This is a genomic window from Saccharothrix sp. CCNWYY140 (assembly GCF_037401995.1).
Lineage (GTDB): Bacteria > Actinomycetota > Actinomycetes > Mycobacteriales > Pseudonocardiaceae > Actinosynnema.
Genome location: NZ_JBBEGC010000070.1, coordinates 1 through 25,954, shown reverse-complemented (window position 1 = coordinate 25,954; position 25,954 = coordinate 1). Strand labels below are relative to the sequence as shown.

The following is a 25,954-nucleotide window of genomic DNA, read 5'->3' as shown; positions in this document are numbered from 1 at the left end:
CACCCTAGTGGCGTCAGCGGCGGTGGGTCCGGAAGGCCCTCTCGTAGGCCAGGCGGTGGCGGGCCGCCGAGGTGGACCAGGTGAAGTCCTTGGCCCGCACCAGCGCCGCCGACGACAGCGCGGCCCGCCGCGCCGGGTCGTCCAGCAGTTCGCCCAGCGCCGCCGCGATGTCCCCGGCGCCGACGCCGCAGTAGGCGACCGCGTCGCCGCCCACCTCGGGCAGGCTCAGCCGCCGGGTGGTCAGCACGGCCGCGCCGCACGCCATCGCCTCCAGCACGGGCAGGCCGAAGCCCTCGCCCAGCGACGGGTAGGCGACCACGTCCGCGCCGCCGAGGAACCCGGCGAGCTGCCCGAACGGGAGGTACCCGGCCCGGATCACGCGGATGCGGTGCGGCACGGCGTCCAGCGCCCGCTCGACCTGGCTGTCCCAGCCGGGCTGGCCGGCGAGCACCAACGTCGGCGGAGACACCCGGCCTCGGCACGCCTGCGCGAAGCCGCGGATGAGGGCCGGCACGTTCTTGCGCGGCTCCAAAGCGCCCAGGAACGCCACGTAGGGCGCGTCGCCGAGGGACAGCGTCCGCCGGACGGCCGCGACCTCCTCGGGTGTGGGCGGGTGGAACCGCTCGGTGTCCACGCCGTGCTGGGCGATGTGCAGCGCCCGCCGGTCGGCGCCCGCGACGCGGGTCAGCTCGTCGGCGGTGGCGCGGCTGGGCACCACGCACAGCGCGGCGCGGCGCAGCGACGCCCGGGTCCAGGCGCGGAAGAAGCGGGCCTTGACCGACGAGTGCAGGACCGGGTCGGTGAAGAAGGTGGCGTCGTGCAGGGTGACGACGGACGCGGCCCGGTTGGCCAGCGGCACGGTGTAGTGCGGCGAGTGCACGACCCCCACGCCGAGCCGGGAGGCCAGGCGCGGCAACGAGGTCTGCTCCCAGGTCAGGCGCGCGGTGCGGGTCGCGACGGCGTCGGCGGCGGCGACCACGCGGGAGTGCGGCGCGAGCCTGGTGTACAGCTCGGCGTCGCGCGGCTGGCACACCACGCTGATCCTCGCGCCGTCCGCGTCGAGCGCCGCGACCAGCGAATCCACGTACCTGCCGACACCACCGCGGTCCGTGGGCACGGCGGTGGCGTCGATCAGCACGCTGGGCTCGACGGCAGACACGCGGTGAAGAGTACGTGTGGCGAAGCCCCGGTTACCCTGGAATGGCTCAAACGGGACGCCGCCGACCGGGCGACACGTGCACCTCCCACACCTTCCGCGCGGCGTTTTCCCAGGTGAAGGCCTCAGCGCGGGTGCGGCCGGCCGCCGCTATGCGGTGCGCTACACCCCCGTCCGCGAGCACTTCCCGCAGTGCCGCGACGAGCCCCGCGTGGTCACCTCGCGGCACCACCAGACCGGCTCCGCCACCCACCTCCACCAGCGCCGGGGCGTCGGAGTGGACCACCGGCACGCCGGCCGCCATCGCCTCGACCACGGGCAGCCCGAACCCCTCGGCGAGGCTGGGCGCGGCCAGCACCGCGGCCCGGCGCAGCACGAACGCCAGGCGTGCGTCGGAAAGCCGGCCCAGCAGCCGCACGTGCGACGCGCGCAGGTCCACCCCGCCCCACCCCTGCGGGCCGACGACGACCAGCGGCACGTCCAGTTCGGCGGTGGCGGCGACCAACGCGTCGAAGCCCTTGCGCGGTTCGATCGTGCCGACGGCCAGGACGTACCGGTCGGGCACGTCCACCGGCTCCTCCGGCCCCAGCTCGGTGACCCCGTTGTGGACCACGTGCACGGGCGCGTTGCCGGGCGCGTACCGGCGCAGCTCGTCGGCGACAGCCTGCGTCGGCGTGATCACGGCCCGCGCCCGGGACACCGCCCGCATGATCACCTTGCGGTGCCACGCCGCGCCCCGCCGGGTCAGCGTCTCGGGGTGGGTCCACGGCACGGTGTCGTGCACGGTGACCACGACCCGGCCGCGCGGCGGGGCCAGCGGGGTGGGCGCGTGGACGGCGTCGCCGCCGGGCCAGTACGGGACGCCGTGCTCCCACGCGGCGATCAGGGCGCGGCGCGGCAGCGGCAGCACCTTCGGCCCGAGCACGCCCGGGACGCGGGCCGCCGAGGTGTCGGCCTGCCTGCTCACCACGCCGGTGACCTCCCACCCGGGCGGGGCGGTCCGGGCCAGGGCGGCGGCCAGCTCGCGCGTGTACCGGCCGGTCCCGCCGGGCACGGGGGCCAGCAACTGCTCGGTCAGCACAACGAGGTTGGGCACGTCGCGTACCGTCTCACGCCGTGTCCACCCCCGGTACAACGGTGGTCGTGGTGACGTGGCGCGGTCGCGAGCACATCACCGCGTGCCTCGACGCGCTCGCCCGGCAGCGTCCACATCGGACACTCGTGCTGGACAACGCGTCCGACGACGGCACCGCCGAGCTGCTGGCCAGCCACCCGAGCGCGCCCGAGGTGGTCCGGCTGCCCCGCAACCGAGGTTACGCGGGCGGGTTGGCGGCCGTGCTGCCGATGATCGACACCGAGTACACCGCCTGGCTCAACGACGACGCCGTGCCCGACGACGGCTGGTTGGCGCACCTGGAGAAGGCCCTCGACGACGACCCCGGCGCCGCCGCGGCCACGTCGTCCATGCTGCTCGCGGACGGGTCCACCCAGTCGGTCGGCGTGGCCCTGACCGCCGACGGGCACGGCGCGGACCTGGTGCTCTCGGGTCGCGAGGTGTTCGGGTTCTGCGGCGGCGCGGCGCTGCTGCGCACGGACGTGCTGCGGGCCGTGGGCGGTGTGCCGGCGGGGTTCTTCTGCTACTACGAGGACACCGACACGGCGTGGCGGCTGCGCCTGGCGGGGCACCGGGTGGTGTCGGTCGGCCCGGCCCGGGTCCGCCACCGGCACGGGGCCAGCACCCGGCCGGGCTCCCGGCTGTTCCACCGGTGGAACGAGCGCAACCGCCTGCTCATGCTGCTGCGCTGTGCGCCTTTCCCGGTCGCGATGGCCCAAGTGGCGCACTTCACGGCGTTGACGGCGGTCTTGGTGCTCCGGCGCGGGCCGCAACCGCCTAACTTCCGCGTGCCACTGCGTATCCAGGTGCTCGCGGAGATCCTCTTCCGGTTACCGGCGACGCTCGCCCAGCGGGTGGCCGTCGGCCGCCGGGCGAAGGTGTCCCGCCGTGCCGTGTGGCGCGAGTGGGCGGGCAGGTAGGAGGACGGCGTGGAGCCTGCCGAGCGCGCGGTGGTCCGGGTGTTCCGGCGTGGCACGCCGTTCGGCATGGGTTTCCTGGTCGGCGACGACCTGGTCCTGACCTGCGCGCACGTGGTCGGCGACCGCGTGGACTTCCCGTTCCTGGATGGCACGTCCCCGGTGTCCGAGGTGTTCCGCTCCGACGAGGACGACGTCGCCGTGCTGCGGCTCGCCGAGGTGCCGGCGGGGGCGCGGGCGCTCCGGGTGGTGGCGCACGACGGGCTGCGGGACCACCGGGTGCGGGCGTTCGGCGTCACCGCGAACCGCCCCGACGGGGTGTGGTCGCACGGTGTCGTGCGGGGTCCGATCGCCGGCGGGCGCATCCACGTCGAGGACGACCGGTCGCATGGCGTGCCGCTGTCGCGGGGGTTCAGCGGCGGTCCGCTGCTGGACGACTCGCTGGGCGCGGTCGTCGGCATGGTCGTGGCGGTCGAGGAGCGGGCGGACCGCCGGATCGGCTACGCGCTGTCCGGCGCGGCCCTGCACCGGTCCTGGCCCGACCTGGCGGCTCTCGCCGTCCCCGGCTCCCCGTTCCGCGGCCTGGAGCCGTTCGGCCCGGAGGACGCCGAGCACTTCTTCGGCCGCGCCGCCCAGGCACGCCAGTTGCGGGAGTCGCTCGACGGAACCGGTGTCCTGGTGGTCGCCGGCCCTTCGGGGTGTGGCAAGTCTTCCCTGGTCATGGCTGGCCTGCTGCCCCTGTTGGAGGGCGGGTCGGTCATCGTCCGCCCGGCGACGGCGAGCACGCCGTGGGCCGCGCTCGCCGCGGCGCTGGACGAGGAGGTCGCACCGGATCGCGTCGAGGACGCCGTGAACCGCCTGCTGGTGCACCGCGACCTGCGCCGCCTGACGATCGTGGTCGACCAGTTCGACGAGGCCCTGGCCCGCCACCCCGACGCGCCCGACTTCCTGCACGCCCTGCTGGGCCTGGTCCGCCACCGCGCCCCGCGCGTGGACCTCGTGGTCACCACCACCACCGAACCCCTGCTCCGCCTCACCACCGACCCGCGCTTCGCGGCACTGCCCGACCGCACCACCACCGTCGGCACCCCCGACCTGCGCGAGGTCGTCGAGGGGCCGTTGCGCCCGGTCGGCATGCCCGTCCTCCAGGAGGGCCTGACCGACGCGCTGCTGGCCGACCTGTCCGCCGAGTCCAACCCGCTGCCCCTGCTGGAGTTCACCCTGACCCTGCTGTGGGACGAGCAGGACAAGGGCGTGCTGACCCACCAGGCGTACCGGGACCTGGGCGGGGTGGCCGGCGCGGTGTCCACGTACGCGGAACAGGTGTGGCGGCGCTTCGACGCGGCCGAGATCCGCCACGCCCTGACCCAGCTGGTGAGCCCCTCCCCCGGCCACGGCCACGTCCGCCGAGCCGTCCCGATCGAGGACCTGGGCGAGATCGCCGGCGACCTGGCCCGCACCCGCCTGGTCACCCTGGGACCGTCCACAGTGGAACTAGCCCACCACGCCCTGGTCGACCACTGGCAGCGCCTGCGCGACTGGGTGGAGGACTCCCGCGACTTCCGCACCTGGCAAGACGACCTGGATCGCACTGCCCACCGCTGGACCCACTCCCCCGACCGAGCCCTGTTACCCCGCGGCAAACCCCTCCGCAAAGCCCGCACGATGGCCCGCACCCACCCCCTGACCCGGACCCAACTCCGGTTCCTGGCCGCCGCGACCAAGGCCCGAACCGTCCGCGCCTCCGTCGCCGCGCTGGCCGCCGCGGTCGTCGCGCTGCTGGTGTTCTCCCTGGTCACCGCCGTGCGCATCTCCGACGAGGAAGAGGCCCGCTTCGCCGCCGACGCCGCCGCGGTGGCCCTGCTGGACACCGCCGCAGACGCCTCCGAGGACGTCAAGATCCTCAAGACCCTGCTGGCGTACCGGGCGGCCGACCGCATCGACACCCGCGACGCCCTGCGGGACTTGGCGTACCGGCACCGGTTCACCAGCCTGCTGCTGCCCACCAGCGCGCAGCCCAACCCCAGCGGCACCCGTCTGCTCGACAGCGAGGGCGGCGCCGTGTGGGACCTGACCACCGACCCGCCCCGCCGCGCGGACGCACCGGTCCGCGACCGGGTGCTGCGCTGGGCCGGCGACGACCGGCTGATGGGGGCCTCGGCCACCGACATCCGGCTGTTCGACCTGGTCACGGGAGAAGTGACGGTCATCGCCGAGCAACCGGCCAACGTCGTTTTCGCCGACGGGACCGGCCAGTGGATCGCCTACCGCGCCGGCGACGACCCCGGGGTGCACCTGCGCGCACCCGACGGCCGGACGACCACCCTTCCGCTCGTCTGGCCGCCGGGCTCGAACAGGGCTCCGTTCACGCCGGTGGGCGTCCTGCCCACCGGCGAGGTCGTGGTCATGCGCGGTCCACTCGTGTCCGCGATGCCCGAGGCCGGTCTCCGGGAGTTGCCCGAAGGCAGGCTCGTGGACCAGCCCGGGCAGGCCGAGCCGGTGCTGACCCGGTGCACGGAGCTCGGGCCGCACGCCGTCGGAGCGGTGAGCGGCTCGACGGTCGTCCGGCACGACAGCTTCGCCTGGTGCGCGTCCGCGGTGTTCAGCGCCGATGGCGGGACCGTGGCGCTGATCGAGGTGTCCGGAGACCGCACCGCGCTGAAGGTCGGGCGCACCGGCGACACCGAGAGCCAGGACGTCGACGTGCCGGACGGCGCCCGGCTCAAGACCGTGGTGGCGGAGCCGTCCGGCCACCTCCGGGTCGTGCTGGAGACCGACTGGACGGTCCACGTCCTGCGGGTGCCGCCGTCGGACGACTTGGACCGCGCCCTGCGGTCCACGCCCTTCCCGCAGTTCACCCCGAACGGCGCGCACGTGATCACCGACCGGGGCTTCCGCACGGACGTCTGGGACGTCGGTCGGCGCGCGAAGGTCACGGAGGTCGACAGCTCGACCGGTGTCGTCGACCGGTGGGCCTTCTCACCGGACTCCGGACTGGTCGCCCGCAACACCAGGAGCGGGCTGGAACTGGCGACCATGCCCGAAGTGACCCCCGTGGGCGTGCTGGAGCCGTTGCCGTTCGTCGGCGAACTCCGGTTCCTCGGCGGCGATCGCCTGCTGACCAGGGACGACCGGCACGTGGCGGTGGCCGACGTGCGTACCCGGGAGTGGCTGGGGCCTCCGTTCACGCTCGACGCGCGCGGCGACGAGACCATCGCCGGCACCGCCACCGTCGGGCCGCACGACGTGGCGGTGGTGACCAGCGCCGGACGGGTCCTGCGGTTCCACGTCGGCACCGGGACCGTCGCCCCGGGCTCCGAGTTCGACGTGGGGTTCAGGCCCTTGACGTACGTGCGCTCCACCGCGGTCGACGCCGGGGGCCGGTTGATCGCCGTCCAGAAGAGGGACGGGATCGAGCTGTGGGACCTGCGCGAGCACCGGCACGTGGCGGACCTCGACCTGCCCGACCGGTCGGTGGCCGTGGGCCTGCGCTTCCGTGAGGACGCCGACGAGCTGGAGCTGGACCTGCGGGGGACGACCATCGACAGCGGGTCCGACCGGATGGCCGTGCTGCTGTGGGAGCGGGACGCGAGCTGGTGGTTGCCGGTGCTGCTGGGCGCCGCGACCGAGCGGGTGAGCGTGCTCCCGCAACCGGGACAGGCCGCGTTCGCCGACTCGGACCACGGGGGCCTGGAGTCGGGTGACCCGGCCGTGTGGGCGGCCCGGCTGTGCGGCGTGGTGGCGCACAGCATGATCCCGCCGCTGGACGAGACCGCGCCCGCCGGTGGGCGGAAACAGGTGTGCTGAGAGAGGAGAGGTGTGGCCGAGTACATCGCCATTCGGACCGACGACGGGGCCTTCGTGCCGTTCGAGGTGGACGAGGAGTACGACGGGCCGGTGCGGGCCGGGCGGAAGTTGAACGAAGCGTTGGAGGCGGTGGACGACACGCTTGAAGCGGGGGTGGACAACGCCCGGCGGCTCGCCCGTGCCGTGGCGCAGAAGATCGGGAACATGCCCGACTTCCGGCCCGACAAGGTGATGGTCGAGGTCGGGTTGAAGGTCACCGCCGAGGCCGGGGTGGTGATCGCCAAGTCCGGGGTCGAGGCGCACGTCAAGATCACCGCCGAGTGGCAGCGGGCGAACCTGCCGAGCACGCCGGCCGAGGACGACGAGGGGGACGACGGCGCCTCGGGTGACGCCGGTTCGGAGGGATAGGGCACCTTCGTCGAACGTGCCGGACGGGCATGAGGCAGGCTTAGCGCGTGGAGCGAGCGAGCCTGCCTGACGTGTCGGTGGTCGTGGTGAACTACCGCGGCGCCGAGGACACCATCACCTGCCTGCGCGCCCTGTACGCCGACCTGTCCTATCCGGCGGAGAAGTTGCAGGTCGTGTGCGTCGACAACGCGTCGGGCGACGGCAGCGCGGAGCGCATCCGCGCCGCCGTGCCGGCGGCCACCGTGGTCGAGGCGCCGGCCAACCTGGGCTTCGCGGGCGGCTGCAACCTGGGCGCCCGGCACGCGACCGGGTCGGTGCTCGCGTTCCTCAACAACGACGCCCGCCCCCACCCGGACTGGGTGCGCGCGGCGGTGCGGGTGCTGCGCGACGAGCCGACCGTGGGCGCGGTGGCGAGCAAGGTGCTGGACTGGGACGGCGCGGCGATCGACTTCGTCGACGGCGGCCTGACCTGGTTCGGGATGGGCTACAAGCGGCACGCCGGCGAGCCCGACGACGGGTCGCACGACGCCCCGAGGGACGTCCTGTTCGGCACCGGGTCGGCGCTGCTGGTGCGCGCGCCGCTGTTCCGCGAGCTGGGCGGGTTCGACGAGCGGTTCTTCATGTTCTACGAGGACGTCGACCTCGGGTGGCGGTTGAACCTGCGCGGCTGGCGGGTGCGGTTCGAGCCCAAGTCGCTGACCTACCACAAGCACCACGGCTCGATGTCCACAGTGGACAGCAGTCGTGAGCTGTACCTGTTGGAGCGCAACGCCCTCGCCACCCTGTACAAGAACGCCTCCGACGAGACGCTGGCGAAGGCGCTGCCCGCCGCGCTGGCGCTGTGCGTGCGCCGGGCCACCGCGCGCGGCGAGATCGACCCGACGCAGCTGGAGATCACCCGCAGGCCGGCCGACCCGGCCGACGACGCGGCGCCGGTGCCGGTGTCCCGCCAGGCGCTGGCCGGGTTCCTGGCGATCGACCAGTTCGTGGAGCTGCTGCCGTCGCTGACCGAGTCGCGCAAGGTCGAGCAGGCGGCGCGCGCGGTGAGCGACGCGGACCTGGTCACGTTGATGCGCAAGGCCCTGGAGCCCGCGTACCCGCTGGAGCGCTACCTGGCCGCGCACGACGTCCTGGTCGAGGCGTTCGGGATCGAGGAGCTGTACGGCCGGCCGCGCCGGGTGCTGATCGTGACCGGTGACGCGATCTCGGAGCGCATGGCCGGGCCGGCGATCCGGGCGTGGCACATGGCCGAGGTGCTCTCCGCCGAGCACGACGTGCGGCTGGTGACGTTCAACCCGCTGTGCCTGCCGCCCGAGGCGCGGTTCGCGGTGCACGGGGTGCAGCCGCGGGACATCGACCCGCACCTGGTGTGGGCGGACATCGTGGTGCTGCAAGGGCACGCGCTGGAGTTCCTGCCCCAGCTGCGGCAGCCGCAGTCGACCAAGGTCGTCGTCTGCGACATCTACGACCCGATGCACCTGGAACTGCTGGAGCAGGGCCGCGACGCCACCGACGAGCAGCGCGAGAAGGACCTCGAAGGCGTGCAGCGCGTGCTGGACAACCAGTTGCGGCGCGGCGACTTCTTCCTGTGCGCGTCCGAGCGGCAGCGGCACTTCTGGTTGGGGCACCTGGCCTCGATGGGCCGCCTCACGCCCGCCCTGTACGACAACGACCGCACGACCCGCTCGCTGCTCGCGGTGGCGCCGTTCGGGTTGTCCGGCAAGCCGCCGCAGCGCACCGGCCCCGGCCTGCGCGACACCCTGGGCATCGGCCAGGACGACAAGGTCGTGCTGTGGGCGGGCGGGGTGTACTCGTGGTTCGACCCGCTGACCCTGATCCGCGCGGTGGACCGGTTGCGGGACACGCACTCCGACGCGCGGCTGGTGTTCCTCGGGATGAAGCACCCCAACCCCGAGGTGCCGGACATGGACATCGCCGACCACACGCGGGCGCTGGCCGAGCAGCTCGGGCTGGTCGGGTCGCACGTGTTCTTCAACGAGACGTGGGTGCCCTACCACGACCGGCAGAACTGGCTGCTGGACGCGGACGCCGGCGTCACCACGCACTACGAGCACGTGGAGACGACGTTCGCGTTCCGGACGCGGGTGCTGGACTACCTGTGGGCCGGGCTGCCGATCGTGACCACGGACGGTGACGCGTTCGCCGACCTCGTGTCCCGCGAGGGCCTGGGCGTGGTCGTGCCGTCCGAGGACCCGGACGCGCTGGCCGCCGCGTTGGAGAAGGTGTTGTACGACAAGGAGTTCGCGGCTGCCTGTGCCGAGCGGATCGCCGTCGTGCGCGAGCGGTTCACCTGGGAGGCGGTGCTGGCGCCGCTGGTGGAGTTCTGCCGGCACCCGCGCCCGGCGGCCGACCGGCTGCCCGGCATCGCGCCGATGGTGCGCAACGCCCCGTTGGGGCGCAAGGAGAAACTCCAACGGGACGTGAAACTCGTGAAGGACTACCTGAGCCAAGGCGGCCCGCGCGAGGTGGCCAAGCGGGCGACCGGCCGCGTGCTGAAGAAGTTGCGCGGTCATGGCTAAGCCGCTCAAGGTGCTCATCGACGGCACCCCGCTGCTCGGCCACCGCACCGGGATCGGCCGCTACACCGCCGCGCTGGCCGAGGAACTGGCGTCCATGCCCGACGCCGTGGACGTGCGGGCGGTGGCGTTCACGCTGCGCGGGTGGCGGGCGTTGCGCACCGTGCTGCCGCACGACGTGGTGGCGCGCGGCCTGCCGGTGTCGGCGCGGCTGCTGCGCCAGTTCTGGCTGCGCGGCCCGTTCCCGCCGGTGGAGTTCCTGGCCGGGCCGACCGACGTCATGCACGCGACGAACTTCGTGCTGCCGCCGTCGATCCGGGCCGGCGGCGTGACCACGATCCACGACCTGGCGTTCCTGGACGCGCCCGGCGACCTGCCGCCGTCGGACCGGCGGCTGCCGGAGCTGGTGAAGAAGTCGGCGCTGCGGGCGGACATCGTGTGCACGCCGACGCAGGCCGTGGCGAACGTGGTGACCGAGCGGTACGGCGTGGAGCCGGACAAGATCGTCGTGACGCCCCTGGGCGTGGACCCGGCGTGGTTCGCGGCCCGGCCGCCGTCCGACGGCCTGCGGTCCCGGCTGGGGCTGCCCGGGGAGTACCTGCTGTTCGTGGGGGCGGGCGGCCCGCGCAAGGGCCTGTCGACGCTCCTGGACGCGCACGCCGCGACGCCTTCCCTGCCGCCGCTGGTGCTCGCCGGTCCCGGTGAGTCCCGTGTGGACGGTCGGGTGCTGCGGACGGGCTACCTGAACGACGTGGACCTGCGCAGCGTGGTGGCCGGTGCGGCCACCCTGGTGATGCCGTCGCGGGACGAGGGGTTCGGACTGCCGGTGCTGGAAGCGTTGGCCTGCAACGTCCCCGTGGTGTGCACGGACGTGCCGGCGCTGCGCGAGACGGCCGGCGGGCACGCGACCCATGTCCCGGTCGGCGACGTCGAAGCGTTGGCCCACGCCCTCACGACCGCCGTGGAAACCGAGCCGAACGCCGGTGACCAGGCCGCCCGCCGCGCCCATGCGTCGGAGTACACCTGGCGCAAAACCGCCGAGAGGACCGTGGAGGCGTACCGGCTCGCCGCCGCCGCACGCCGGTAGCGTCGGACGGGTGACCGATCGTGTTCGCCGGTGCCGCGTGCGAGCTCTAGCGGCCGGGCGCGGGCTTGCCCGTGAGGACGGACCAGGAGATCTGGCGCGAACCGGTCACGGCGCACACGCGCCGGAGGAAGCGCTGGCGGTCGTCGGGACGCGGCAGGGTCGCTTCGGGGAGTCGCCCGTGTTCGGACATGCCGCACAGGCTCCCGCACCGCTCGCGCGCAAAACCAGTGCGACAAGCGCGGTCCACTCCAACGGCGCAACACCGACCTCGGGTGGTCACTCCCCGCGTTCACTGCGATGATGCCGCCATGAGTTTCACCGCAGTGTGGCCGATCAGCGACCCGGGCGACACGGAAGCCGCCGACCAGCTCACCGTGCAGTCGCCCGAGGACGTGGACACCCTGCTGAGCCGCCTGGCGGAGCCCGGCGCCGGCCCGGCGGTGATCGAGCACGAGGACCGCCCGCTGATGGACGACACCGAGGGCCTGCTGGGCGAGCCGGGCCGGACCAAGATCCCGGACCACGACGTGGCGGCGGCGGTGCGCGGCGGCTACGGCTACCTCACCTACGCCGACCCGGACCACGACTACTCGACCCTGGACGGCGAGCCCGGCTCCCCGGAGTACCGCTCGGAGTACGTGGACTACCCGGCCGGCGCCGGCGTGCCCGTGGAGACGCTCGCGCTGGCCCTGAAGGACTTCCTGGCCACCGGTCGGCGCCCCACGTGCGTGCGCTGGCGCGCGGCCTGACGCCTCAGGGCACCGCGCCGACCGCGAACGCCTCCCGCAACGCCTCCCGCCACGGGCGCAACGGGGTCAACCCCGCCGCCGCCCACGCCGCCCCGGACAGCACGGAGTACGCCGGGCGCGGCGCGGGACGGGGGAAGTCCTCGGTGCCGCACGGCTTCACCCGCGCCGGGTCCAGGCCCAGCTCCTCGAAAACCGCGCGCGCGAACCCGCACCACGTCGTCTCGCCACCGCCGGTTGCGTGCAGCACCCGCCCTGTCGGACCGTCGGCGACCACCCGGGAAGCCAACTCCACCAAGCCCACCGCCAGGTCGTGCGACCACGTGGGCGAGCCGCGCTGGTCGTCCACAACGGACAGTTCCGGCCGCTCGGACGCCAGCCGCGCGATGGTCTTCACGAAGTTCGGACCGCCGGCCCCGTACACCCACGCCGTGCGCACGACCCAGGACCGTTGCCACGCCTGGAGAACGCGCCGCTCGCCGTCGAGTTTCGTGCGCCCGTAAGCGGAACGCGGGCCGGTCTCGTCGTCCGGCTCGTACGGCCGCGTCCCGTCGCCGGCGAAGACGTAGTCCGTGGACACGTGCACCAGTGGCACGTTCTCCACCGCACAGGCCTGGGCCAGCAACCCCGGACCGACGGCGTTCACCAGCGCCGCCCGCTCCTCGTCGGTCTCGGCGTTGTCCACCGCCGTGTACGCGGCGGCGTTGACCACCACCGGCTTGAGCCCGCCGTCCCGGGCCGACGCGGCGAAGGACGCCACCGCGTCCTTCACGCTCGCCCCGTCCGTCAGGTCCAGTTCGGCCGACGACGGTCCGTGCACCAGGCCGTCCGCGGGGGCGGCGGCCACCAGGTCCTGCCCGAGCTGGCCGCGCCCGCCCGGCACCAGCAACGCGATCATCGCGGTCAGCCCGCCAGCGCCGCGCGCTGCTTGAGCGGCTCCCACCAGGACCGGTTGTCCCGGTACCACTGGACGGTCTCGGCCAGGCCCGCGGCGAAGTCGACCCGCGGCGCGTAACCCAGCTCGGTGGAGATCTTGGTGATGTCGACCGAGTACCGGCGGTCGTGGCCCTTGCGGTCGGTCACCGGCTCCACGGACGACCAGTCGCGGCCGGTGGCCTCCAGGAGGCGCTCGGTCAGCTCGCGGTTGGTCAGCTCGGTGCCGCCGCCGATGTTGTAGATCTCGCCGCCGCGCCCGCCCTCCAGCACCAGCTGGATGCCCCGGCAGTGGTCGTCCACGTGCAGCCAGTCACGGACGTTGAGCCCGTCGCCGTACAGCGGGACCTTCTTGCCGTCCACCAGGTTGGTGACGAACAACGGGATGACCTTCTCCGGGAACTGGTACGGCCCGTAGTTGTTCGAGCACCGCGTGATGCACACCGGCAGCCCGTGGGTGCGGTGGAAGGCCCGCGCGAGCAGGTCGGAGGACGCCTTGGACGCCGAGTACGGCGAGTTGGGCTCCAGCACGTGGTCCTCGGTCCACGAGCCCTCCTCGATGGAGCCGTACACCTCGTCCGTGGACACGTGGACGAACTTCGCCACGCCCGCGTCGTGCGCCGCCTGGAGCAGCGTCTGGGTGCCCAGCACGTTGGTGAGCACGAAGTCGGCGGAACCGGAGATCGACCGGTCCACATGCGACTCGGCCGCGAAGTGCACGACCACGTCCGTCCGGCCCATCAGGTCGGCCACCAGCTCGCGGTCGCAGATGTCGCCGCGCACGAACGTCAGCCGCGGGCTGTCCGCGACCGGCGCGAGGTTGGCCTCGTTGCCCGCGTAGGTGAGCTTGTCCAGCACCACCACCTCGGCGTCGGCGTAGGCCGGGTACGCACCGCCCACCAGTTCCCGCACGTAGTGCGAGCCGATGAACCCGGCCCCACCCGTCACCAGCACGCGCATCGGTCATCGCCCTTCGTAGCGGTCGTCCATCGCAGTCTGTCACGGTAATTAACCGTGCAACCCACTCGGTTGTTACAGCGTCTCCCGTATATGAGGAACTACAGGGCCGCTGCGGCGCTTCACCACTAGCCTGGTGAACAGGCCGCGCACACGGGGGAGGCAGCGCCAGTGGACACCAGTCCGCCCACATCGACCAGCCGGTCGACCGCGCTGCGCGTGCTCGTGCTCACGAGCCGTTCCCTCCTGTCCCTGGTCTCGGCCGCTGTGCTCCTCGTCACGTGGTACGGCTGGAGCTACCTGCGCGACATCGACGAGGGCATCACCACCACCGACGTCATCCAGACCCAGGTCGACGAGCAGGGCGCGGTCCGCAAGCCGCTGGACGGCGCGATCGACATCCTCCTCGTGGGCGTGGACAGCCGCACCGACGCCCAGGGCAAGCCGCTCTCGCCCGAGGTGCTCGCGCTGCTCAACGGCGGCGTCGCGGACGGCACGCTGAACACCGACACGATGATCCTGGTGCACATCCCGCAGGACGGCACGCGGGCGGTGGCCATCTCGTTCCCGCGCGACGCCTACGTGGACATCGCGGACGGGTTCGGCAAGCACAAGCTCAACTCGGCGATGGCGCGGCAGAAGAACGACACCTCGCAGCGGTTGCGCAACGAGGGCGTGACCGACGAGGCCCGCATCGAGAAGGAGTCCACCCAGGCGGGCCGCCGCACGCTGATCAAGACCATCGAGGGCCTGACCGGCGGCGCGGTGACCGTGGACCGGTACGCGGAGGTCAACCTGGCCTCGTTCTACGAGGTCACGAAGGCCATCGGCGGGGTGGAGGTGTGCCTGCTCGAGCCGACCAAGGACTGGGCGTCGGGCGCGGACTTCCCGGCGGGCAGGCAGACCGTGGAGGGCGCGGCGGCGCTGTCGTTCGTGCGCCAGCGCGGCGGGCTGCCCGGCGGCGACCTGGACCGGATCGTGCGCCAGCAGGTGTTCATCGGCGCGCTGGCCCGCAAGGTGCTGTCCACGGGCACGCTGACCGACTTCGCCAAGCTCGACGGGCTGGTGGCGGCGATCAAGAGGTCCGTGGTGCTCAACGAGGGCTGGAACATCACCGAGTTCGCCGAGCAGATGCAGGGCCTGGTGTCGGGCAACATCCAGTTCCGCACCATCCCGGTGGGCGACCCGACGGACACGTGGAGCGACGGCAACGTGCTGCCGGTCAACCCCGCGCAGGTGCGGCAGTTCATCAAGTCGCTGGCCACCGACCCGACCGGGACGTCGACGGCGCCGACGACCACGCCGTCCGGGCCGCCGCCGTCGAGCATCACCGTGCAGGTGTTCAACTCCTCCGGTTCGCCCGGTCGGGCCATCGCCGTGCTGGAAACGTTGGTGCAGAAGGGTTTCGCGCGCGGTTCGGCGGAGCCCGGCAACTACCTGGCGACGACCGAGGTCCGCTACGGCGCGGGCCAGCGGGCCGCTGCCGACCGGGTGGTCTCCGCCCTGGCCGGTAACGCGACGGCCGTCGAGGACGACTCCGTGCCCAGGGGGCAGGTGCACGTGTACGTCGGCGCCGACTACACGGTCGCCGTGCCGTCCGACGAGCCGGAGCAAGCGGCGGTGGGCGGCGTCACAACGGTCCCGACCACGACGACTCCGCCGATCACCGCCGACGGTGTGGTCTGCGTCAACTGAGCTCCCGGGCTTCGACCGAAACCGGGTCCGACCGGCGCAGGCCGACTAGCCTGATCGCCACACGGCGCGCGCGCAGAAGGAGGACCGCCAGTGAGGGCCGCGGGGATCATCGGGCGCACGCTGATCGCGTTGCTGTCCGCGGCCGTGCTCGCCGTGGCGGGGTACAGCTGGGCCACCCTCAAGCGGGTGCAGGACAGCGTCAACACCACCGACGTGCTGGCGGCGCTGGAGGACATCCCCAACGCGCCGCCGGTCGAGGACGGCGCCCTGGACATCCTCCTGGTGGGCAGCGACAGCCGCACCGACGCGCAGGGCAGGCTGCTGCCCGCGAACGTGCTGCGCGAGCTGCGCACCGAGGCGACCGACACCGTCAACACCGACACGATCATCGTGCTGCGGGTGCCGCGCAACGGCGGCAAGGCGCGGGCGGTGTCCATCCCGCGCGACACCTACGTCCCGATCCCCGACCACGGCCAGGAGAAGATCAACTCCGCCTACGGGGTGACGAAGTTCTTCACGATGGAACGGCTGGCGGCCGAGGGCGTGGGCGACCTGGAGGAGCGGTCCAAGCGCGGCGACCAGGCCGGGCGGCGGGCGCTGGTGCAGGTCGTGCAGGACCTGACCGGGGTGCGGGTGGACCACTACGCCGAGGTCAACCTGTACGGGTTCTACCTGCTGACGCAGGTCATCGGCGGCGTCGAGGTGTGCCTGAACCACCCCACCAGCGACCCGGACTCGGGCGCGAACTTCCGCGCCGGTCCGCAGACCATCTCCGGCGGTGACGCGCTGGCGTTCGTGCGGCAGCGCAAGAACATCCCCAACGGCGACCTGGGGCGGATCACGCGGCAGCAGGTGTTCCTGTCGGCGGCGGTGTCGCAGCTGATGTCCGCGGGGACGTTCACCGACCAGGGGAAGCTGTCCGGGCTGCTGGACGCGATGCGCAAGTCGGTCGTGGTGGACGAGAAGTTCGACCTGGCGACCCTGGCCGGGCACGCGCAGAGCCTCGCGGGCGGGAACGTGGACTTCACGACCATCCCGGTGACCGGGGTGGGCGCGGTGAACGACCGCGGGCAGAGCGTGGTGACCGTGGACCCGGCGGCCGTGAAGGCGTTCGTGGCCCAGGTGCTGGGCGAGAAGTCGCCCACGCCCCCCACGACCACGTCGGTGCGGAAGTTCGGCGGTGGCGCGGGCCTGTCCTTCGACGGGCCGCGCAGGGCGCTCCAGGGACCGCCCTGCGTGGACTGACCCCGTTCGCGCGACACCCGGTCGCAGTGGCAGGGTTGGCGCCATGACCGTCACGGAAGTCCTGCTCACGCCGCTGCTCGCCGCCGGACCGGGCCGTCCGCTGATCACGCACTACGACGACGCGACGGGCTCCAGGGTGGAGTTGTCCCGCGCGACCATCGCGAACTGGGCGGCGAAGACGGCGAACTGGCTGCGCGACGAGCACGACGTCGAACCCGGCGACCCGATCGCGGTGCTCCTGCCCGCCCACTGGCAGACCGCCGGCGTCCTGCTCGGCGCGTGGTGGTGCGGCGCGGCGGTGACCGACGACCCGGCGGGCGCGAAGGTGGCCTTCGTCGCGCCCGGCGGCGAGGCGCCCGGCGCGGACCTGGTGGCCACGGTGTCGTTGCACCCGATGGGGATGGGCTGCGGCGCGCCCGTGGACTACGTGGACGAGGTCCGGGTGTTCGGCGACGAGTTCATGCCCTGGTCACCGGTTCCCGGCTCCACACCCGCGCTCGGCAAGTCCACTGTGGACGAAGTGGTGGCCGAGGCGCGGCAGCGGGCGGAGACCTTGGGCATCACGGCGACTTCGCGCGTTCTGTCCACTGTGGAGTGGACGCAGCCGGACGGCCTCCTGAACGGCTTGCTCGCCGTGCTGGCGGGCGGCGGTTCGCTGGTCCAGGTCAGCAATGCCAACCCGGACGCGCTCCCCGCGCGCCGCGCCAGTGAGCAGACGACCATCGACCTCGTCGGCTAGGCGTTGGCCCGGGCGCCGGCCTGAGCGTTGTTCGGCGCCTTCCGGCGGACCAGGCGGTCGACGGTGAGCGCGCCACCGTTGAACCCGAGGGCCAGGGCTGCGACGCCGAGGACGAGCACGAATTCGTAGCCGCCCTGGCCGAGCAGTCCGTTCGGCAGGTGGACGATGACCAGCGCGCCCAGCATGTTCACCAGCAGCAGGACACCCACCAGGGGCAGGGCCGCGCCGACGATGAGCAGCGCGCCGCCGACGAGTTCGACCAGCGCGGCGAACCAGGCGGACACGGTCGGCAGCGGCACCCCCATGCCCTCGAACGCCTGCGCGGTGCCGCTCAGACCCCTCTCGGTGAACTTCTGCCACCCGTGCGCGACGAACACCACGCCCACGCCGATCCTGCCGAGCAGTGCCGCCACGTCGCTCATCCGAACCATCGCTGCCGATCCCCTTGTCTCGCGGTACTTGGTCGCGCTCGAAGTTATATGAACCTTCAACGACCTGACCCGGGTCGACAGGGACTCGACAGGCGCTTGACAGGGGCTCGACAGGGGCGTAGAAAACCAGTCAGTTAGATAACCAAGAGGTTAGATACGCATGGCAGACGATCCGCTGAGCCTCACCTTCGCGGCCCTGGCCGACCCGACCCGACGGGCCATCCTGGCCCGCCTGGCCGAGGGCGCGGCCACCGTGAAGGAACTCTCGGCCCCGTTCGCGATGAGCGGTCCCGCCGTGTCCAAGCACCTCAAGGTGCTCGAACGGGCGGGCCTGGTCGTGCGCGGTCGCGACGCCCAGTGGCGGCCGTGCACACTCGACGCGACCCCGTTGCGCGAGGTCAGCGAGTGGACCGACGGGTTCCGCCGGTTCTGGGACGACAGCTATCGCCGCCTGGACGCCTACCTGGAGCGGATGAAGGAGCAGTCCGATGACCACTGAGACCAGCGCCTGGACCACCCCCTCCGACGTGGAGTTGGCGGTGACCCGGACCTTCGACGCGCCGCAGCACCTGGTGTTCGAGGCGTTCACCCGCCCCGAGCACATCGTCCACTGGATGCTCGGCCCGGAGGGCTGGACCATGCCCGTGTGCGAGGTCGACCTGCGCCCCGGCGGCCAGTGGCACATGGTGTGGCGCCGGGCGGACGGCACCGAACTGGCCATGACGGGGAGCTACCTCGAGGTGACCCCGTTCGCGCGCCTGGTGCAGACCGAGTCGTGGGGCGACGACTGGCCCGAAACCGTGAACACCACGACCTTCACCTCATCGGGGACGCGAACGGTCGTCGTGCAGACCACGAAGTTCCCCACCCCCGAGGCCCGCGAGCGCGCGATGGCCACCGGCATGACATCCGGCGCCGACACCAGCTACGACCGTCTGGAGACCTACTTGGCGTCGCTGGGGGCGTAGCGCAGCAGCACGACCCCGTTGCCGAACACCTGGGTGTCGAGCAGCTCGAGATCCACGTGCCGCTTGAACATGGGCCGTCCCGCGCCGATCGCGACGGGGTGCACGTACACCCGGTACTCGGTGATGAGCCCGTGCCGGATGAACTCGTCGGCGAGCTCGGCACCCCCGACGGTGAACGTCCCCTCGGCCGCGCGGATCTCCTCCGGCACGACTTCACGGCGGAGCGTCGACCCCCACCCGACCTCATCCAGGGTGCGCGAGTAGACGATCTTCGGCATGTCCCGCCAGATCCCGGCGAACTGGTCCTCGGCGGGCGAGGCGTCGGCCTGCTGGTCGGCGGTGGGCCAGTGGGCAGCCATCAACTCGTAGGTGATCCGCCCGTGGATGAACCCGTCCACCTGCGCCAACCAGTCGTTGAAGTGCAGGTGCAACTCCTCGTCGACCCGATGCCAGTCAATCTGCCGCTCAGGCCCCTCGAAGAACCCATCCGCCGACACACCCATCGTGAACACCACGTCCGCCATGCGCGCACCGTACGCGCCCCCACCGACAATCGCGCCACGGCGCTCACTCCGAGTGTCCGATCAAACACCAGGTAGAGCAGATACCTGTGCCCCATTGGGGTGAAACGGCCCCGACCAGCGGAGATGCTCGCCGGCCCGTCGGTGGGGAGTGGAACAATGACCGCGACCAGCTTGAGGAGGTGGCAGTGTGGCGAGGTACTCGGCGCTCGTGATCGCCAAGTGGTTCCTGGCGTGGGCCGAGGAAGTCGAACAGGCATACCTCACCAACCTCAAGTTGCAGAAGTTGCTCTACTACGCCCAGGGGCATCACCTGGCGTGGGCCGGCGCACCCTTGTTCAAGGAAGAATTGCAGGCTTGGTCCCACGGCCCGGTCGTTCCGGAGGTGTACCGAGCGTTCCGCGACTTTGGAGGCGACCCCATCCGGCTACCGGACGAGGATTCCTTCTCGTGGGACGATGTCGATGAAGGAACCGCGCAGTTCTTGATGAAGGTGTGGAACACGTACGGCGGGTATGCCGCATGGCGGTTGCGCAACATGACCCACGACGAGCCACCGTGGAAGGAACACTTCGTCGAGGACGAGCGGAACCTCGTGATCCCCGAAGCGGCCATGAAACGCCACTTCGACACGGTCACGAAGGTGTCTTAGTGGCCAAGACCCGAGGTCGGCGCCCTCAGCCGGTGGAGGGCACCGTCGCCACGATCCCGACCGTGGCGACCGACCACAACAAAGACACCCCCAAGTTCTGCCTCCGACACCTCCAGTCGGGCTTCGACGTCGGCAACCTGAGCCGGGACGGGCAGGCGTCCTTCGCGATGGCCCTCCAGAAGAGGGCCTCGATGACCTGGCTCGAGATCATCCAGGCGAACCGCCACGGCCTGGGATCCGAGAACATCCCGCGGTCGGCGATCAAGGCCAGGATCCCACCGCACTTCGCCGACGCGGAGCAGTTCCTCGTGTTGCGCTACGACGGACGCAAGCCGATGGCAGGCGTCCGCACGGGGGCGATCTTCCACATCTTGTGGATCGAGTGCGAATTCAACGAGTTGTACGCGCACTCGTAGTCGGACCGCCACATCACACGGCCCGAAGACAACCTGATCGGATAAGGAGCCTCCGGGCCGTGGCCCGAAACGAGAACTCAGCCGTTGAGCAGTGCGCGGGACATGACCACGCGCTGGATCTGGTTGGTGCCCTCGTAGATCTGGGTGATCTTCGCGTCGCGCATCATGCGCTCCACCGGGAAGTCGCGGGTGTAGCCGGCGCCGCCGAACAGCTGGACGGCGTCCGTCGTGACCTCCATCGCCACGTCCGACGCGAAGCACTTCGCCGCCGCCGTGATGAAGCCGATGTTCGGCTCGCCGCGTTCGGCCTTGGCCGCCGCCACGTAGACCATGTGGCGGGCCGCTTCGATCTTCATCGCCATGTCGGCCAGCATGAACTGGACGCCCTGGAACTCCGAGATCGACTTGCCGAACTGCTTGCGGTCCTTGACGTAGGCGATGGCCTGTTCGAGGGCGCCCTGCGCGATGCCGACGGCCTGTGCGCCGATGGTCGGGCGGGTGTGGTCGAGGGTGCGGAGGGCCGTCTTCAGGCCGGTGCCGGGTTCGCCGATGATGCGGTCCGCCGGGATGGTGCAGTTCTCGAAGTGGATCTCGCGGGTCGGGGAGCCCTTGATGCCGAGCTTGCGCTCCTTCGAACCCACGACGAAGCCGGGGTCGTCCTTGTGCACCACGAACGCCGAGATGCCCTGCGACTTCTTCGGGGCGTCCGGGTCGGTCACGGCCATCACGGTGTACCAGGTGGACTCGCCGGCGTTGGTGATCCAGCACTTGGTGCCGTTGAGCACCCAGTGGTCGCCGTCGAGTCGCGCGCGGGTGCGCATGGAGGCCGTGTCGGAGCCCGCCTCGCGCTCGGACAGCGCGTAGGACGCCATCGCCTCGCCGGCCGCGATGGACGGCAGGACCTGCTGCTTCAGCTCCTCGGACGCGGACAGCAGGATCGGCATGGTGCCCAGCTTGTTCACCGCCGGGATGAGCGAGGACGACGCGCACACCCGCGCCACCTCCTCGATGACGATGCACGTCGCCACCGAGTCGGCGCCCTGCCCGTCGTACGCCTCGGGCACGTGGACCGCCGCGAAGCCCGACTTGACCAGCGCGTTCAGAGCCTCGACGGGGAACCGCTCCTGCTCGTCGACGTCGGCCGCGTAGGGCGCGATCTCCTTGTCGGCGAGTGCCCGGACCGCTTCCCGCAGCGCCTCGTGCTCCTCGGCCAGCTGGTAGGTACCGAAGCTCGCGTCCACGTCTAGTTACCTCCGAGTAGCAGGACCTACGGAGATGTTAGCGCGCGTTCACTGGAATATCCGCTGTGCCGTGTACTACAGGGACGCCCGCAGGGCTTCGTCCTTCTCCAACACCAACCGTTCGAGCGACGCCTGGAACTCCGCCATCCGCTCCTGGAGCGCGACATCGGACGCGGCCAGCATCCGGACCGCCAGCAGACCGGCGTTGCGCGCCCCGCCCACCGACACCGTCGCCACCGGCACTCCCGCCGGCATCTGGACGATCGACAGCAGCGAGTCCATGCCGTCCAGGTACTTCAACGGCACCGGCACGCCGATCACCGGCAGCACCGTCGCCGACGCCACCATGCCCGGCAAGTGGGCCGCGCCGCCTGCACCCGCGATGATCACCTTCAAGCCGCGGGAGGCGGCCGACCGCGCGTAGTCGATCATGCGCTGCGGCGTGCGGTGGGCGGACACCACGCTGACCTCGTGCGCCACGTCGAACTCGGCGAGCGCCTCGGCGGCGGCCTTCATCACCGGCCAGTCCGAGTCGCTGCCCATGATCACACCGACCGACGTCACCGCTGTCCTCCATCACTGCCGTGGATGTCGTACCCGTCCAGCCAAACCCCGTGCGACAGCCAGTGCGCCGCGAGCCTCGCGCGTTCCCGCACCTGCTCCATCCGCTCCCCGAGCAGGGTCACGTGCCCGATCTTGCGACCGGGTCGCTCGGCCTTGCCGTACAGGTGCACGTGGGCGTCGGGGTAGCGCGCGAACAGGTGGTGCAGGCGCTCGTCCGGACCCATCTCGGGGGCGTCGGGAGCGCCGAGCACGTTGGCCATCACGACGGCCGGCGCGGCCAGGTCCGTCGCGCCCAGCGGGTAGTCCAGGACGGCACGCAGGTGCTGCTCGAACTGGGACGTCCGCGCGCCCTCGATGGTCCAGTGACCGGAGTTGTGCGGGCGCATGGCCAGTTCGTTGACCACCAGGCCGTCGGCGGTCTCGAACAGCTCGACCGCGAGCAGGCCGACGACACCCAGCTCCGCCGCGATCCGCAGCGCCAGCTCCTGGGCCTGTTCGCCCAGGTCACCGGCGTCCGGCGCGGGGGCGAGCACCTCGACGCAGATGCCCTCGTGCTGCACGGTCTGCACCAGCGGCCACGCCGCGCCCTGCCCGAACGGGGACCGGGCGACCAGCGCCGACAGCTCCCGGCGCATCGGCACGCACTGCTCCACCATCAGCGGCGTCCCCGCGGCGAGCAGCTCGGGGACCACGCGCTGGGCGCTCTGCGGCGTGTTCAACATCCACACGCCCCGCCCGTCGTACCCGCCGCGCTGCGCCTTCAGCACGCACGGCCACCCGTGCTCCGCGCCGAACTTCAGCACGTCGGCGGCGGCGGTGACCTCGCGGAACGGCGGCACCGGCAGCCCCAGGGCACTCAGTCGTTCGCGCATGACGAGCTTGTCCTGGGCGTGCTGGAGGGCGTCCGGACCGGGGTGGACGCGGGCGCCGTCGGCGACCAGGGCGCGCAGGTGCTCCTGCGGCACGTGCTCGTGGTCGAAGGTCAGCACGTCGCACGACTTGGCGAACGCCCGCAGCGCGTCGAGGTCGGTGTGCTTCCCCAGCTCGACGTCCCGGGCGACCAGCGCGGCCGGGTCGGACTCCGACTCGGCGAGGACCCGCAACGACTGGCCCAACGGGATGGCCGCCTGGTGGGTCATGCGCGCGAGCTGGCCGCCGCCGATCATGCCGACAACGGGAAGACGAGTTCGAGAGTCCACGGTAGAGAGATCCTACCTGCACAAACAGGGCGGTCCCGCACACCCCCGATGTGTGCGGGACCGCCCTTGGAAGCGCACCTAGATCCGGTGCGAGCGCTTGACCCAGTAGTAGGCGAACACCAGCAAAGCCACCGCCGGCACCGCGAACACGAAGAACTCGGTCACCTGGAACGCCCCGACCCGGTCGACCGGCTGGTAGTCGCTGAAGTTGTTGACGATCCCGTGATCGACCATGCACTGCTGGAAGTCGTCCCCGTTCCGGGCCGTCCGCGCGCACACGGTCGGGAACGAGACCTCGTTGCCCGCCGCGTCCAGGTACCCGCTGTCGACGTACATCCGGAGGTCGTCGGGGCCGGAGAACCCGGGACGGCTGCCGTTGATCTCATAGGGCCACACCTCGCGCACGGGTGTCTGGTAGTACGGCCGCCACGCCGCCATCACGATCCCGCGCGCCACGATGAAGCCGCCGAGGGTCAACCCCATCGCGACCACGGTCCGCCGGGTCAGCGTGCTCAACGCCAAGCCCAGCGCGAACCCGAAGGCCGCGTACCCGACCTGCACCAGCGGCGCGGCCTCGAACACCTGCTGCTCGAACGGGCGGAACGGCCGGTACTCCAGCGGTCGAAGCTCGTTCACCACGGCCATCAGCTGCCGGACCGCCGCGCCGAACCCGGCCGCCAGGCCGATCGCGGGCACCCCGAGCAGCACGATCTTGCCCAGCACCCACCGGGCGGGCGTGAGGTCCTGGCTCCACACCACGACCGACGTCTTCTGCTCGTACTCCCGCGACACCAGCGGCGCGGCCCAGAACACCGCGATGACCGCGCCGACGCCCAATGGCACCAACGCCGCGAGCTGGGCGAGGCCGTAGACCCCGACCTGGCCGCCCAGGACCTCCGTCTCACCGGTGGCGTCGACCACCGCCGCGAGCACCAGGCACAGCACCGCGCCCACGCCGAGGATCGCCGCGACGACGCCGACCATCCAGCGGTGCTGGCGCCAGGTCAGCCACACCAGGTCGTTCCAGCCCACCTTGTCCCGCCGCTGCACGGGAACCGCCACCGCGGTCATGCGTCGAACCCCTTCCGGGTGGCCGCGAGCTGCGCGAGCACGTAGTCCTCCAACGTCACCGGGCGCTCGGTCCACGGGCCGGCCACCACCGGGCGGGGCTGGTCGGCGGGCAGTTCGAGCAGGAACGTCGACTGGTTGCCGCGGTGCCGCGCCTCGACCACCGTGCCCAGGGCGGGCGGCACGTCGGACTTCGGCCCCGCGTAGAGGGCGTGCCGGGCGAGCAGCTCGTCCAGGTCACCGCCCGCGAGCAGCCGGCCGTGGGCCAGCAGCAGCAGGTAGTCGGCGACGCCGCCCAGCTCGGCCACGACGTGCGTGGACAGCAGGACGGTCATGCCGGTCTCCTCGACCTCCGACAGCAGCTCGGCGGTGACCTCCCGGCGGGCCAGCGGGTCGAGGTTGGCCAGCGGCTCGTCGAGCATGAGCACGGTCGGGCGCGAGCCGATGGCCAGCGCGAACGCCACCTGCGCCTGCTGACCGCCGGACAGCTTCCCGCACGCCTTGGACAGCGGGATCTCGAAGCGCTCCAGCCACCGCTCGGCGCGGGTCTGGTCCCACACGGTGTTGAGGTGCGCGCCCAGCCGCAGCACGTCGGCGGCGGAGAAGTGCTTGTAGACGGGCTTCTCCTGGGACACGAACGCGACCCGGCCGGACGTCCCGGCGCTGCCCTCGTCCGGCTTGAGCAGCCCGGCGAGCACGCTCATCAACGTCGTCTTGCCCGCGCCGTTCGCGCCGACCAGCGCCGCGACCCGCCCGGCGGGCAGCTCGAACGTGCACTCGCGCAGCGCCCACTTGGTGCGGTACCGCTTGCCCAGGCCCTCCGCGCGCACCGCGAGTGCGGTGGTGTCCGCGTTGGCGGACTCGACCACGGTCGTCATGCGACCGCCTCTCCTTCCCCCTCGACGAGGACGCTGCGCACCAGCGCGTCGATGTCCTCGATGTCCAAACCGGCCTCCCGCGCCGAACCCACCCACTCGGCGAACCGCGCTCTCAGCGCGGCCATCACCTCCGGGTCGCCCGACCCGAGCGCCGCCTTGACGAACGTGCCCGACCCCTGGCGTGCCTCGACCAGGCCGGACAGCTCCAGCTCCCGGTACGCCTTGAGCACGGTGTTCGCGTTGACCCCACTGCTCGCGACGACGTCGCGGACGGTCGGCAGCCGGTCCCCCGGCACGAGCCACCCCAACCGCAGCGCCTCCCGCACCTGCCGCACCAACTGCAAGTACGCGGGAAGACCACTGGCCCGGTCGATGCGGAACTCCACCCTCCGCCTCCCAAGTGTTCTACTCAACTAAGACACTAGAAGACCAGTACACCCGCCACCCTGTCAACGCACCTCCCCACCCGCCCGCCTCACCCCACCCGCCGCGCCGCTCCCCCCGCGCCGCCGCCCGCCGCGCCGCTCGCGCGCCCCCCACCAAGCCGCCGCCACACCCGCGCAGAGGCGCAAGGCACGCCCTTCGCGCCCGCAGGGCACGCGCTTTTCGAAGGGCTCGCGCAGCAGACCTCCCAACTTGGGCTTCTTCCGTCATCCCCGTATGGCCTGCCCGAAG

26 protein-coding genes are annotated in these 25,954 nt (G+C 72.0%); 13 read left to right on the top strand and 13 right to left on the bottom strand.

Going from position 1 to position 25,954, the window contains the following annotated elements; genetic code table 11:
* Nucleotides 1-13: 13 nt before the first annotated feature.
* The gene (locus tag WBN91_RS26185) at nucleotides 14-1,138 is read right to left on the bottom strand and encodes a glycosyltransferase family 4 protein (RefSeq protein WP_337723697.1); all 1,125 of its coding nucleotides are present in this window, start codon (nucleotides 1,136-1,138) and stop codon (nucleotides 14-16) included.
* 67 nt (nucleotides 1,139-1,205) lie between these two features.
* Complete coding sequence (locus WBN91_RS26180; RefSeq protein WP_337723672.1) at nucleotides 1,206-2,252, bottom strand: glycosyltransferase family 4 protein; 1,047 nt, start codon at nucleotides 2,250-2,252, stop codon at nucleotides 1,206-1,208.
* A 20-nt stretch (nucleotides 2,253-2,272) separates the two neighbouring features.
* Here WBN91_RS26180 and WBN91_RS26175 point away from each other — a divergent pair, with 20 nt between their 5' ends.
* Genes WBN91_RS26175 through WBN91_RS26155 form a run of 5 tightly spaced genes read left to right on the top strand, consistent with a single transcriptional unit; the run spans nucleotide 2,273 to nucleotide 11,026 of the window.
* Nucleotides 2,273-3,190 (top strand): glycosyltransferase family 2 protein, encoded by a 918-nt coding sequence (locus tag WBN91_RS26175; protein ID WP_337723673.1) that lies wholly within the window; start codon nucleotides 2,273-2,275, stop codon nucleotides 3,188-3,190.
* 9 nt (nucleotides 3,191-3,199) lie between these two features.
* Nucleotides 3,200-6,994 (top strand): nSTAND1 domain-containing NTPase, encoded by a 3,795-nt coding sequence (locus WBN91_RS26170; RefSeq protein ID WP_337723674.1) that lies wholly within the window; start codon nucleotides 3,200-3,202, stop codon nucleotides 6,992-6,994.
* 12 nt (nucleotides 6,995-7,006) lie between these two features.
* A complete protein-coding gene (locus WBN91_RS26165) occupies nucleotides 7,007-7,402 on the top strand; it encodes a CU044_2847 family protein (RefSeq protein ID WP_337723675.1) in 396 nt (131 codons plus the stop codon).
* 47 nt (nucleotides 7,403-7,449) lie between these two features.
* A complete protein-coding gene (locus WBN91_RS26160; RefSeq protein WP_337723676.1) occupies nucleotides 7,450-9,942 on the top strand; it encodes a glycosyltransferase in 2,493 nt (830 codons plus the stop codon).
* Nucleotides 9,935-11,026 carry a glycosyltransferase family 4 protein gene (locus tag WBN91_RS26155; protein ID WP_337723677.1) on the top strand — a complete coding sequence of 364 codons (1,092 nt, stop codon included), beginning with the start codon at nucleotides 9,935-9,937 and terminating at the stop codon, nucleotides 11,024-11,026. The genes WBN91_RS26160 and WBN91_RS26155 overlap by 8 nt, the downstream gene beginning before the upstream one ends.
* A 46-nt stretch (nucleotides 11,027-11,072) precedes the next feature.
* On the opposite strand, the gene WBN91_RS26150 is transcribed toward WBN91_RS26155, so the two are convergent.
* Nucleotides 11,073-11,216 (bottom strand): hypothetical protein, encoded by a 144-nt coding sequence (locus WBN91_RS26150; RefSeq protein WP_337723678.1) that lies wholly within the window; start codon nucleotides 11,214-11,216, stop codon nucleotides 11,073-11,075.
* A 118-nt stretch (nucleotides 11,217-11,334) separates the two neighbouring features.
* On the opposite strand from WBN91_RS26150, the gene WBN91_RS26145 reads away from it, so the two are divergent.
* Nucleotides 11,335-11,775, top strand: coding sequence for an Imm1 family immunity protein (locus tag WBN91_RS26145; RefSeq protein WP_337723679.1), 441 nt, complete (start codon nucleotides 11,335-11,337; stop codon nucleotides 11,773-11,775).
* A gap of 4 nt (nucleotides 11,776-11,779) precedes the next feature.
* On the opposite strand, the gene rfbD is transcribed toward WBN91_RS26145, so the two are convergent.
* Nucleotides 11,780-12,670, bottom strand: coding sequence for a dTDP-4-dehydrorhamnose reductase (gene rfbD, locus WBN91_RS26140; protein WP_337723680.1), 891 nt, complete (start codon nucleotides 12,668-12,670; stop codon nucleotides 11,780-11,782).
* A gap of 5 nt (nucleotides 12,671-12,675) precedes the next feature.
* Nucleotides 12,676-13,665 carry a dTDP-glucose 4,6-dehydratase gene (gene rfbB, locus WBN91_RS26135; protein ID WP_337723681.1) on the bottom strand — a complete coding sequence of 330 codons (990 nt, stop codon included), beginning with the start codon at nucleotides 13,663-13,665 and terminating at the stop codon, nucleotides 12,676-12,678.
* Between the two features lie 168 nt (nucleotides 13,666-13,833).
* Here rfbB and WBN91_RS26130 point away from each other — a divergent pair, with 168 nt between their 5' ends.
* The 3 genes from WBN91_RS26130 to WBN91_RS26120 all read left to right on the top strand — a co-directional run bounded on the left by WBN91_RS26130 (nucleotide 13,834) and on the right by WBN91_RS26120 (nucleotide 17,341).
* Nucleotides 13,834-15,357: an LCP family protein gene (locus tag WBN91_RS26130; RefSeq protein ID WP_337723682.1), complete on the top strand. Its 1,524-nt coding sequence runs from the start codon at nucleotides 13,834-13,836 to the stop codon at nucleotides 15,355-15,357.
* Between the two features lie 90 nt (nucleotides 15,358-15,447).
* Nucleotides 15,448-16,602 (top strand): LCP family protein, encoded by a 1,155-nt coding sequence (locus WBN91_RS26125; protein ID WP_337723683.1) that lies wholly within the window; start codon nucleotides 15,448-15,450, stop codon nucleotides 16,600-16,602.
* 43 nt (nucleotides 16,603-16,645) lie between these two features.
* The gene (locus WBN91_RS26120) at nucleotides 16,646-17,341 is read left to right on the top strand and encodes a TIGR03089 family protein (protein WP_337723684.1); all 696 of its coding nucleotides are present in this window, start codon (nucleotides 16,646-16,648) and stop codon (nucleotides 17,339-17,341) included.
* On the opposite strand, the gene WBN91_RS26115 is transcribed toward WBN91_RS26120, so the two are convergent.
* Complete coding sequence (locus tag WBN91_RS26115) at nucleotides 17,338-17,772, bottom strand: DoxX family protein (RefSeq protein WP_443217805.1); 435 nt, start codon at nucleotides 17,770-17,772, stop codon at nucleotides 17,338-17,340. The two genes, WBN91_RS26120 and WBN91_RS26115, sit on opposite strands and share 4 nt — an antisense overlap.
* Nucleotides 17,773-17,932: 160 nt before the next feature.
* Between WBN91_RS26115 and WBN91_RS26110 the strand changes: the two genes are divergently transcribed.
* Nucleotides 17,933-18,271: an ArsR/SmtB family transcription factor gene (locus tag WBN91_RS26110; protein WP_309112401.1), complete on the top strand. Its 339-nt coding sequence runs from the start codon at nucleotides 17,933-17,935 to the stop codon at nucleotides 18,269-18,271.
* A complete protein-coding gene (locus tag WBN91_RS26105) occupies nucleotides 18,261-18,740 on the top strand; it encodes an SRPBCC family protein (RefSeq protein WP_337723686.1) in 480 nt (159 codons plus the stop codon). The genes WBN91_RS26110 and WBN91_RS26105 overlap by 11 nt, the downstream gene beginning before the upstream one ends.
* Here the strand turns inward: WBN91_RS26105 and WBN91_RS26100 are convergent.
* Nucleotides 18,716-19,264, bottom strand: coding sequence for a dihydrofolate reductase family protein (locus WBN91_RS26100; RefSeq protein WP_337723687.1), 549 nt, complete (start codon nucleotides 19,262-19,264; stop codon nucleotides 18,716-18,718). The genes WBN91_RS26105 and WBN91_RS26100 overlap by 25 nt on opposite strands.
* Before the next feature lie 187 nt (nucleotides 19,265-19,451).
* Between WBN91_RS26100 and WBN91_RS26095 the strand changes: the two genes are divergently transcribed.
* Together WBN91_RS26095 and WBN91_RS26090 are read left to right on the top strand one after the other, a co-directional pair.
* Nucleotides 19,452-19,913, top strand: a complete 462-nt coding sequence (locus WBN91_RS26095) for a Panacea domain-containing protein (protein ID WP_337723688.1) — start codon at nucleotides 19,452-19,454, stop codon at nucleotides 19,911-19,913.
* Nucleotides 19,913-20,329: a hypothetical protein gene (locus WBN91_RS26090; RefSeq protein WP_337723689.1), complete on the top strand. Its 417-nt coding sequence runs from the start codon at nucleotides 19,913-19,915 to the stop codon at nucleotides 20,327-20,329. Before WBN91_RS26095 ends, WBN91_RS26090 begins: the two co-directional genes overlap by 1 nt.
* 77 nt (nucleotides 20,330-20,406) lie before the next feature.
* On the opposite strand, the gene WBN91_RS26085 is transcribed toward WBN91_RS26090, so the two are convergent.
* The 6 genes from WBN91_RS26085 to WBN91_RS26060 all read right to left on the bottom strand — a co-directional run bounded on the left by WBN91_RS26085 (nucleotide 20,407) and on the right by WBN91_RS26060 (nucleotide 25,665).
* Nucleotides 20,407-21,570, bottom strand: coding sequence for an acyl-CoA dehydrogenase (locus WBN91_RS26085; RefSeq protein WP_337723690.1), 1,164 nt, complete (start codon nucleotides 21,568-21,570; stop codon nucleotides 20,407-20,409).
* A gap of 75 nt (nucleotides 21,571-21,645) precedes the next feature.
* On the bottom strand, nucleotides 21,646-22,113 hold the full coding sequence (gene purE, locus WBN91_RS26080) for a 5-(carboxyamino)imidazole ribonucleotide mutase (RefSeq protein ID WP_337723698.1): 468 nt from the start codon (nucleotides 22,111-22,113) through the stop codon (nucleotides 21,646-21,648).
* A 17-nt stretch (nucleotides 22,114-22,130) separates the two neighbouring features.
* Entirely contained in the window at nucleotides 22,131-23,333 is a 1,203-nt protein-coding gene (locus WBN91_RS26075; protein ID WP_337723691.1) for a 5-(carboxyamino)imidazole ribonucleotide synthase, read from the bottom strand.
* Nucleotides 23,334-23,411: 78 nt separating this feature from the next.
* Nucleotides 23,412-24,404 (bottom strand): ABC transporter permease, encoded by a 993-nt coding sequence (locus WBN91_RS26070; protein WP_337723692.1) that lies wholly within the window; start codon nucleotides 24,402-24,404, stop codon nucleotides 23,412-23,414.
* Nucleotides 24,401-25,279 carry an ABC transporter ATP-binding protein gene (locus WBN91_RS26065; RefSeq protein ID WP_337723693.1) on the bottom strand — a complete coding sequence of 293 codons (879 nt, stop codon included), beginning with the start codon at nucleotides 25,277-25,279 and terminating at the stop codon, nucleotides 24,401-24,403. Before WBN91_RS26065 ends, WBN91_RS26070 begins: the two co-directional genes overlap by 4 nt.
* Entirely contained in the window at nucleotides 25,276-25,665 is a 390-nt protein-coding gene (locus tag WBN91_RS26060; RefSeq protein WP_337723694.1) for a GntR family transcriptional regulator, read from the bottom strand. Before WBN91_RS26060 ends, WBN91_RS26065 begins: the two co-directional genes overlap by 4 nt.
* Between the last annotated feature and the right edge of the window lie 289 nt (nucleotides 25,666-25,954).

Bases quoted from the DNA above. Each gene is read 5' to 3' on its own strand.
- rfbD (WP_337723680.1), bottom strand. From the start codon at position 12,670: ATGATCGCGTTGCTGGTGCCGGGCGGGCGCGGCCAGCTCGGGCAGGAC.
- rfbB (WP_337723681.1), bottom strand. From the start codon at position 13,665: ATGCGCGTGCTGGTGACGGGTGGGGCCGGGTTCATCGGCTCGCACTAC.
- WBN91_RS26105 (WP_337723686.1), top strand. From the start codon at position 18,261: ATGACCACTGAGACCAGCGCCTGGACCACCCCCTCCGACGTGGAGTTG.
- WBN91_RS26145 (WP_337723679.1), top strand. From the start codon at position 11,335: ATGAGTTTCACCGCAGTGTGGCCGATCAGCGACCCGGGCGACACGGAA.
- WBN91_RS26065 (WP_337723693.1), bottom strand. From the start codon at position 25,279: ATGACGACCGTGGTCGAGTCCGCCAACGCGGACACCACCGCACTCGCG.
- WBN91_RS26115 (WP_443217805.1), bottom strand. From the start codon at position 17,772: ATGGTTCGGATGAGCGACGTGGCGGCACTGCTCGGCAGGATCGGCGTG.
- purE (WP_337723698.1), bottom strand. From the start codon at position 22,113: ATGGGCAGCGACTCGGACTGGCCGGTGATGAAGGCCGCCGCCGAGGCG.
- WBN91_RS26150 (WP_337723678.1), bottom strand. From the start codon at position 11,216: ATGTCCGAACACGGGCGACTCCCCGAAGCGACCCTGCCGCGTCCCGAC.
- WBN91_RS26110 (WP_309112401.1), top strand. From the start codon at position 17,933: ATGGCAGACGATCCGCTGAGCCTCACCTTCGCGGCCCTGGCCGACCCG.
- WBN91_RS26070 (WP_337723692.1), bottom strand. From the start codon at position 24,404: ATGACCGCGGTGGCGGTTCCCGTGCAGCGGCGGGACAAGGTGGGCTGG.
- WBN91_RS26155 (WP_337723677.1), top strand. From the start codon at position 9,935: ATGGCTAAGCCGCTCAAGGTGCTCATCGACGGCACCCCGCTGCTCGGC.
- WBN91_RS26100 (WP_337723687.1), bottom strand. From the start codon at position 19,264: ATGGCGGACGTGGTGTTCACGATGGGTGTGTCGGCGGATGGGTTCTTC.
- WBN91_RS26120 (WP_337723684.1), top strand. From the start codon at position 16,646: ATGACCGTCACGGAAGTCCTGCTCACGCCGCTGCTCGCCGCCGGACCG.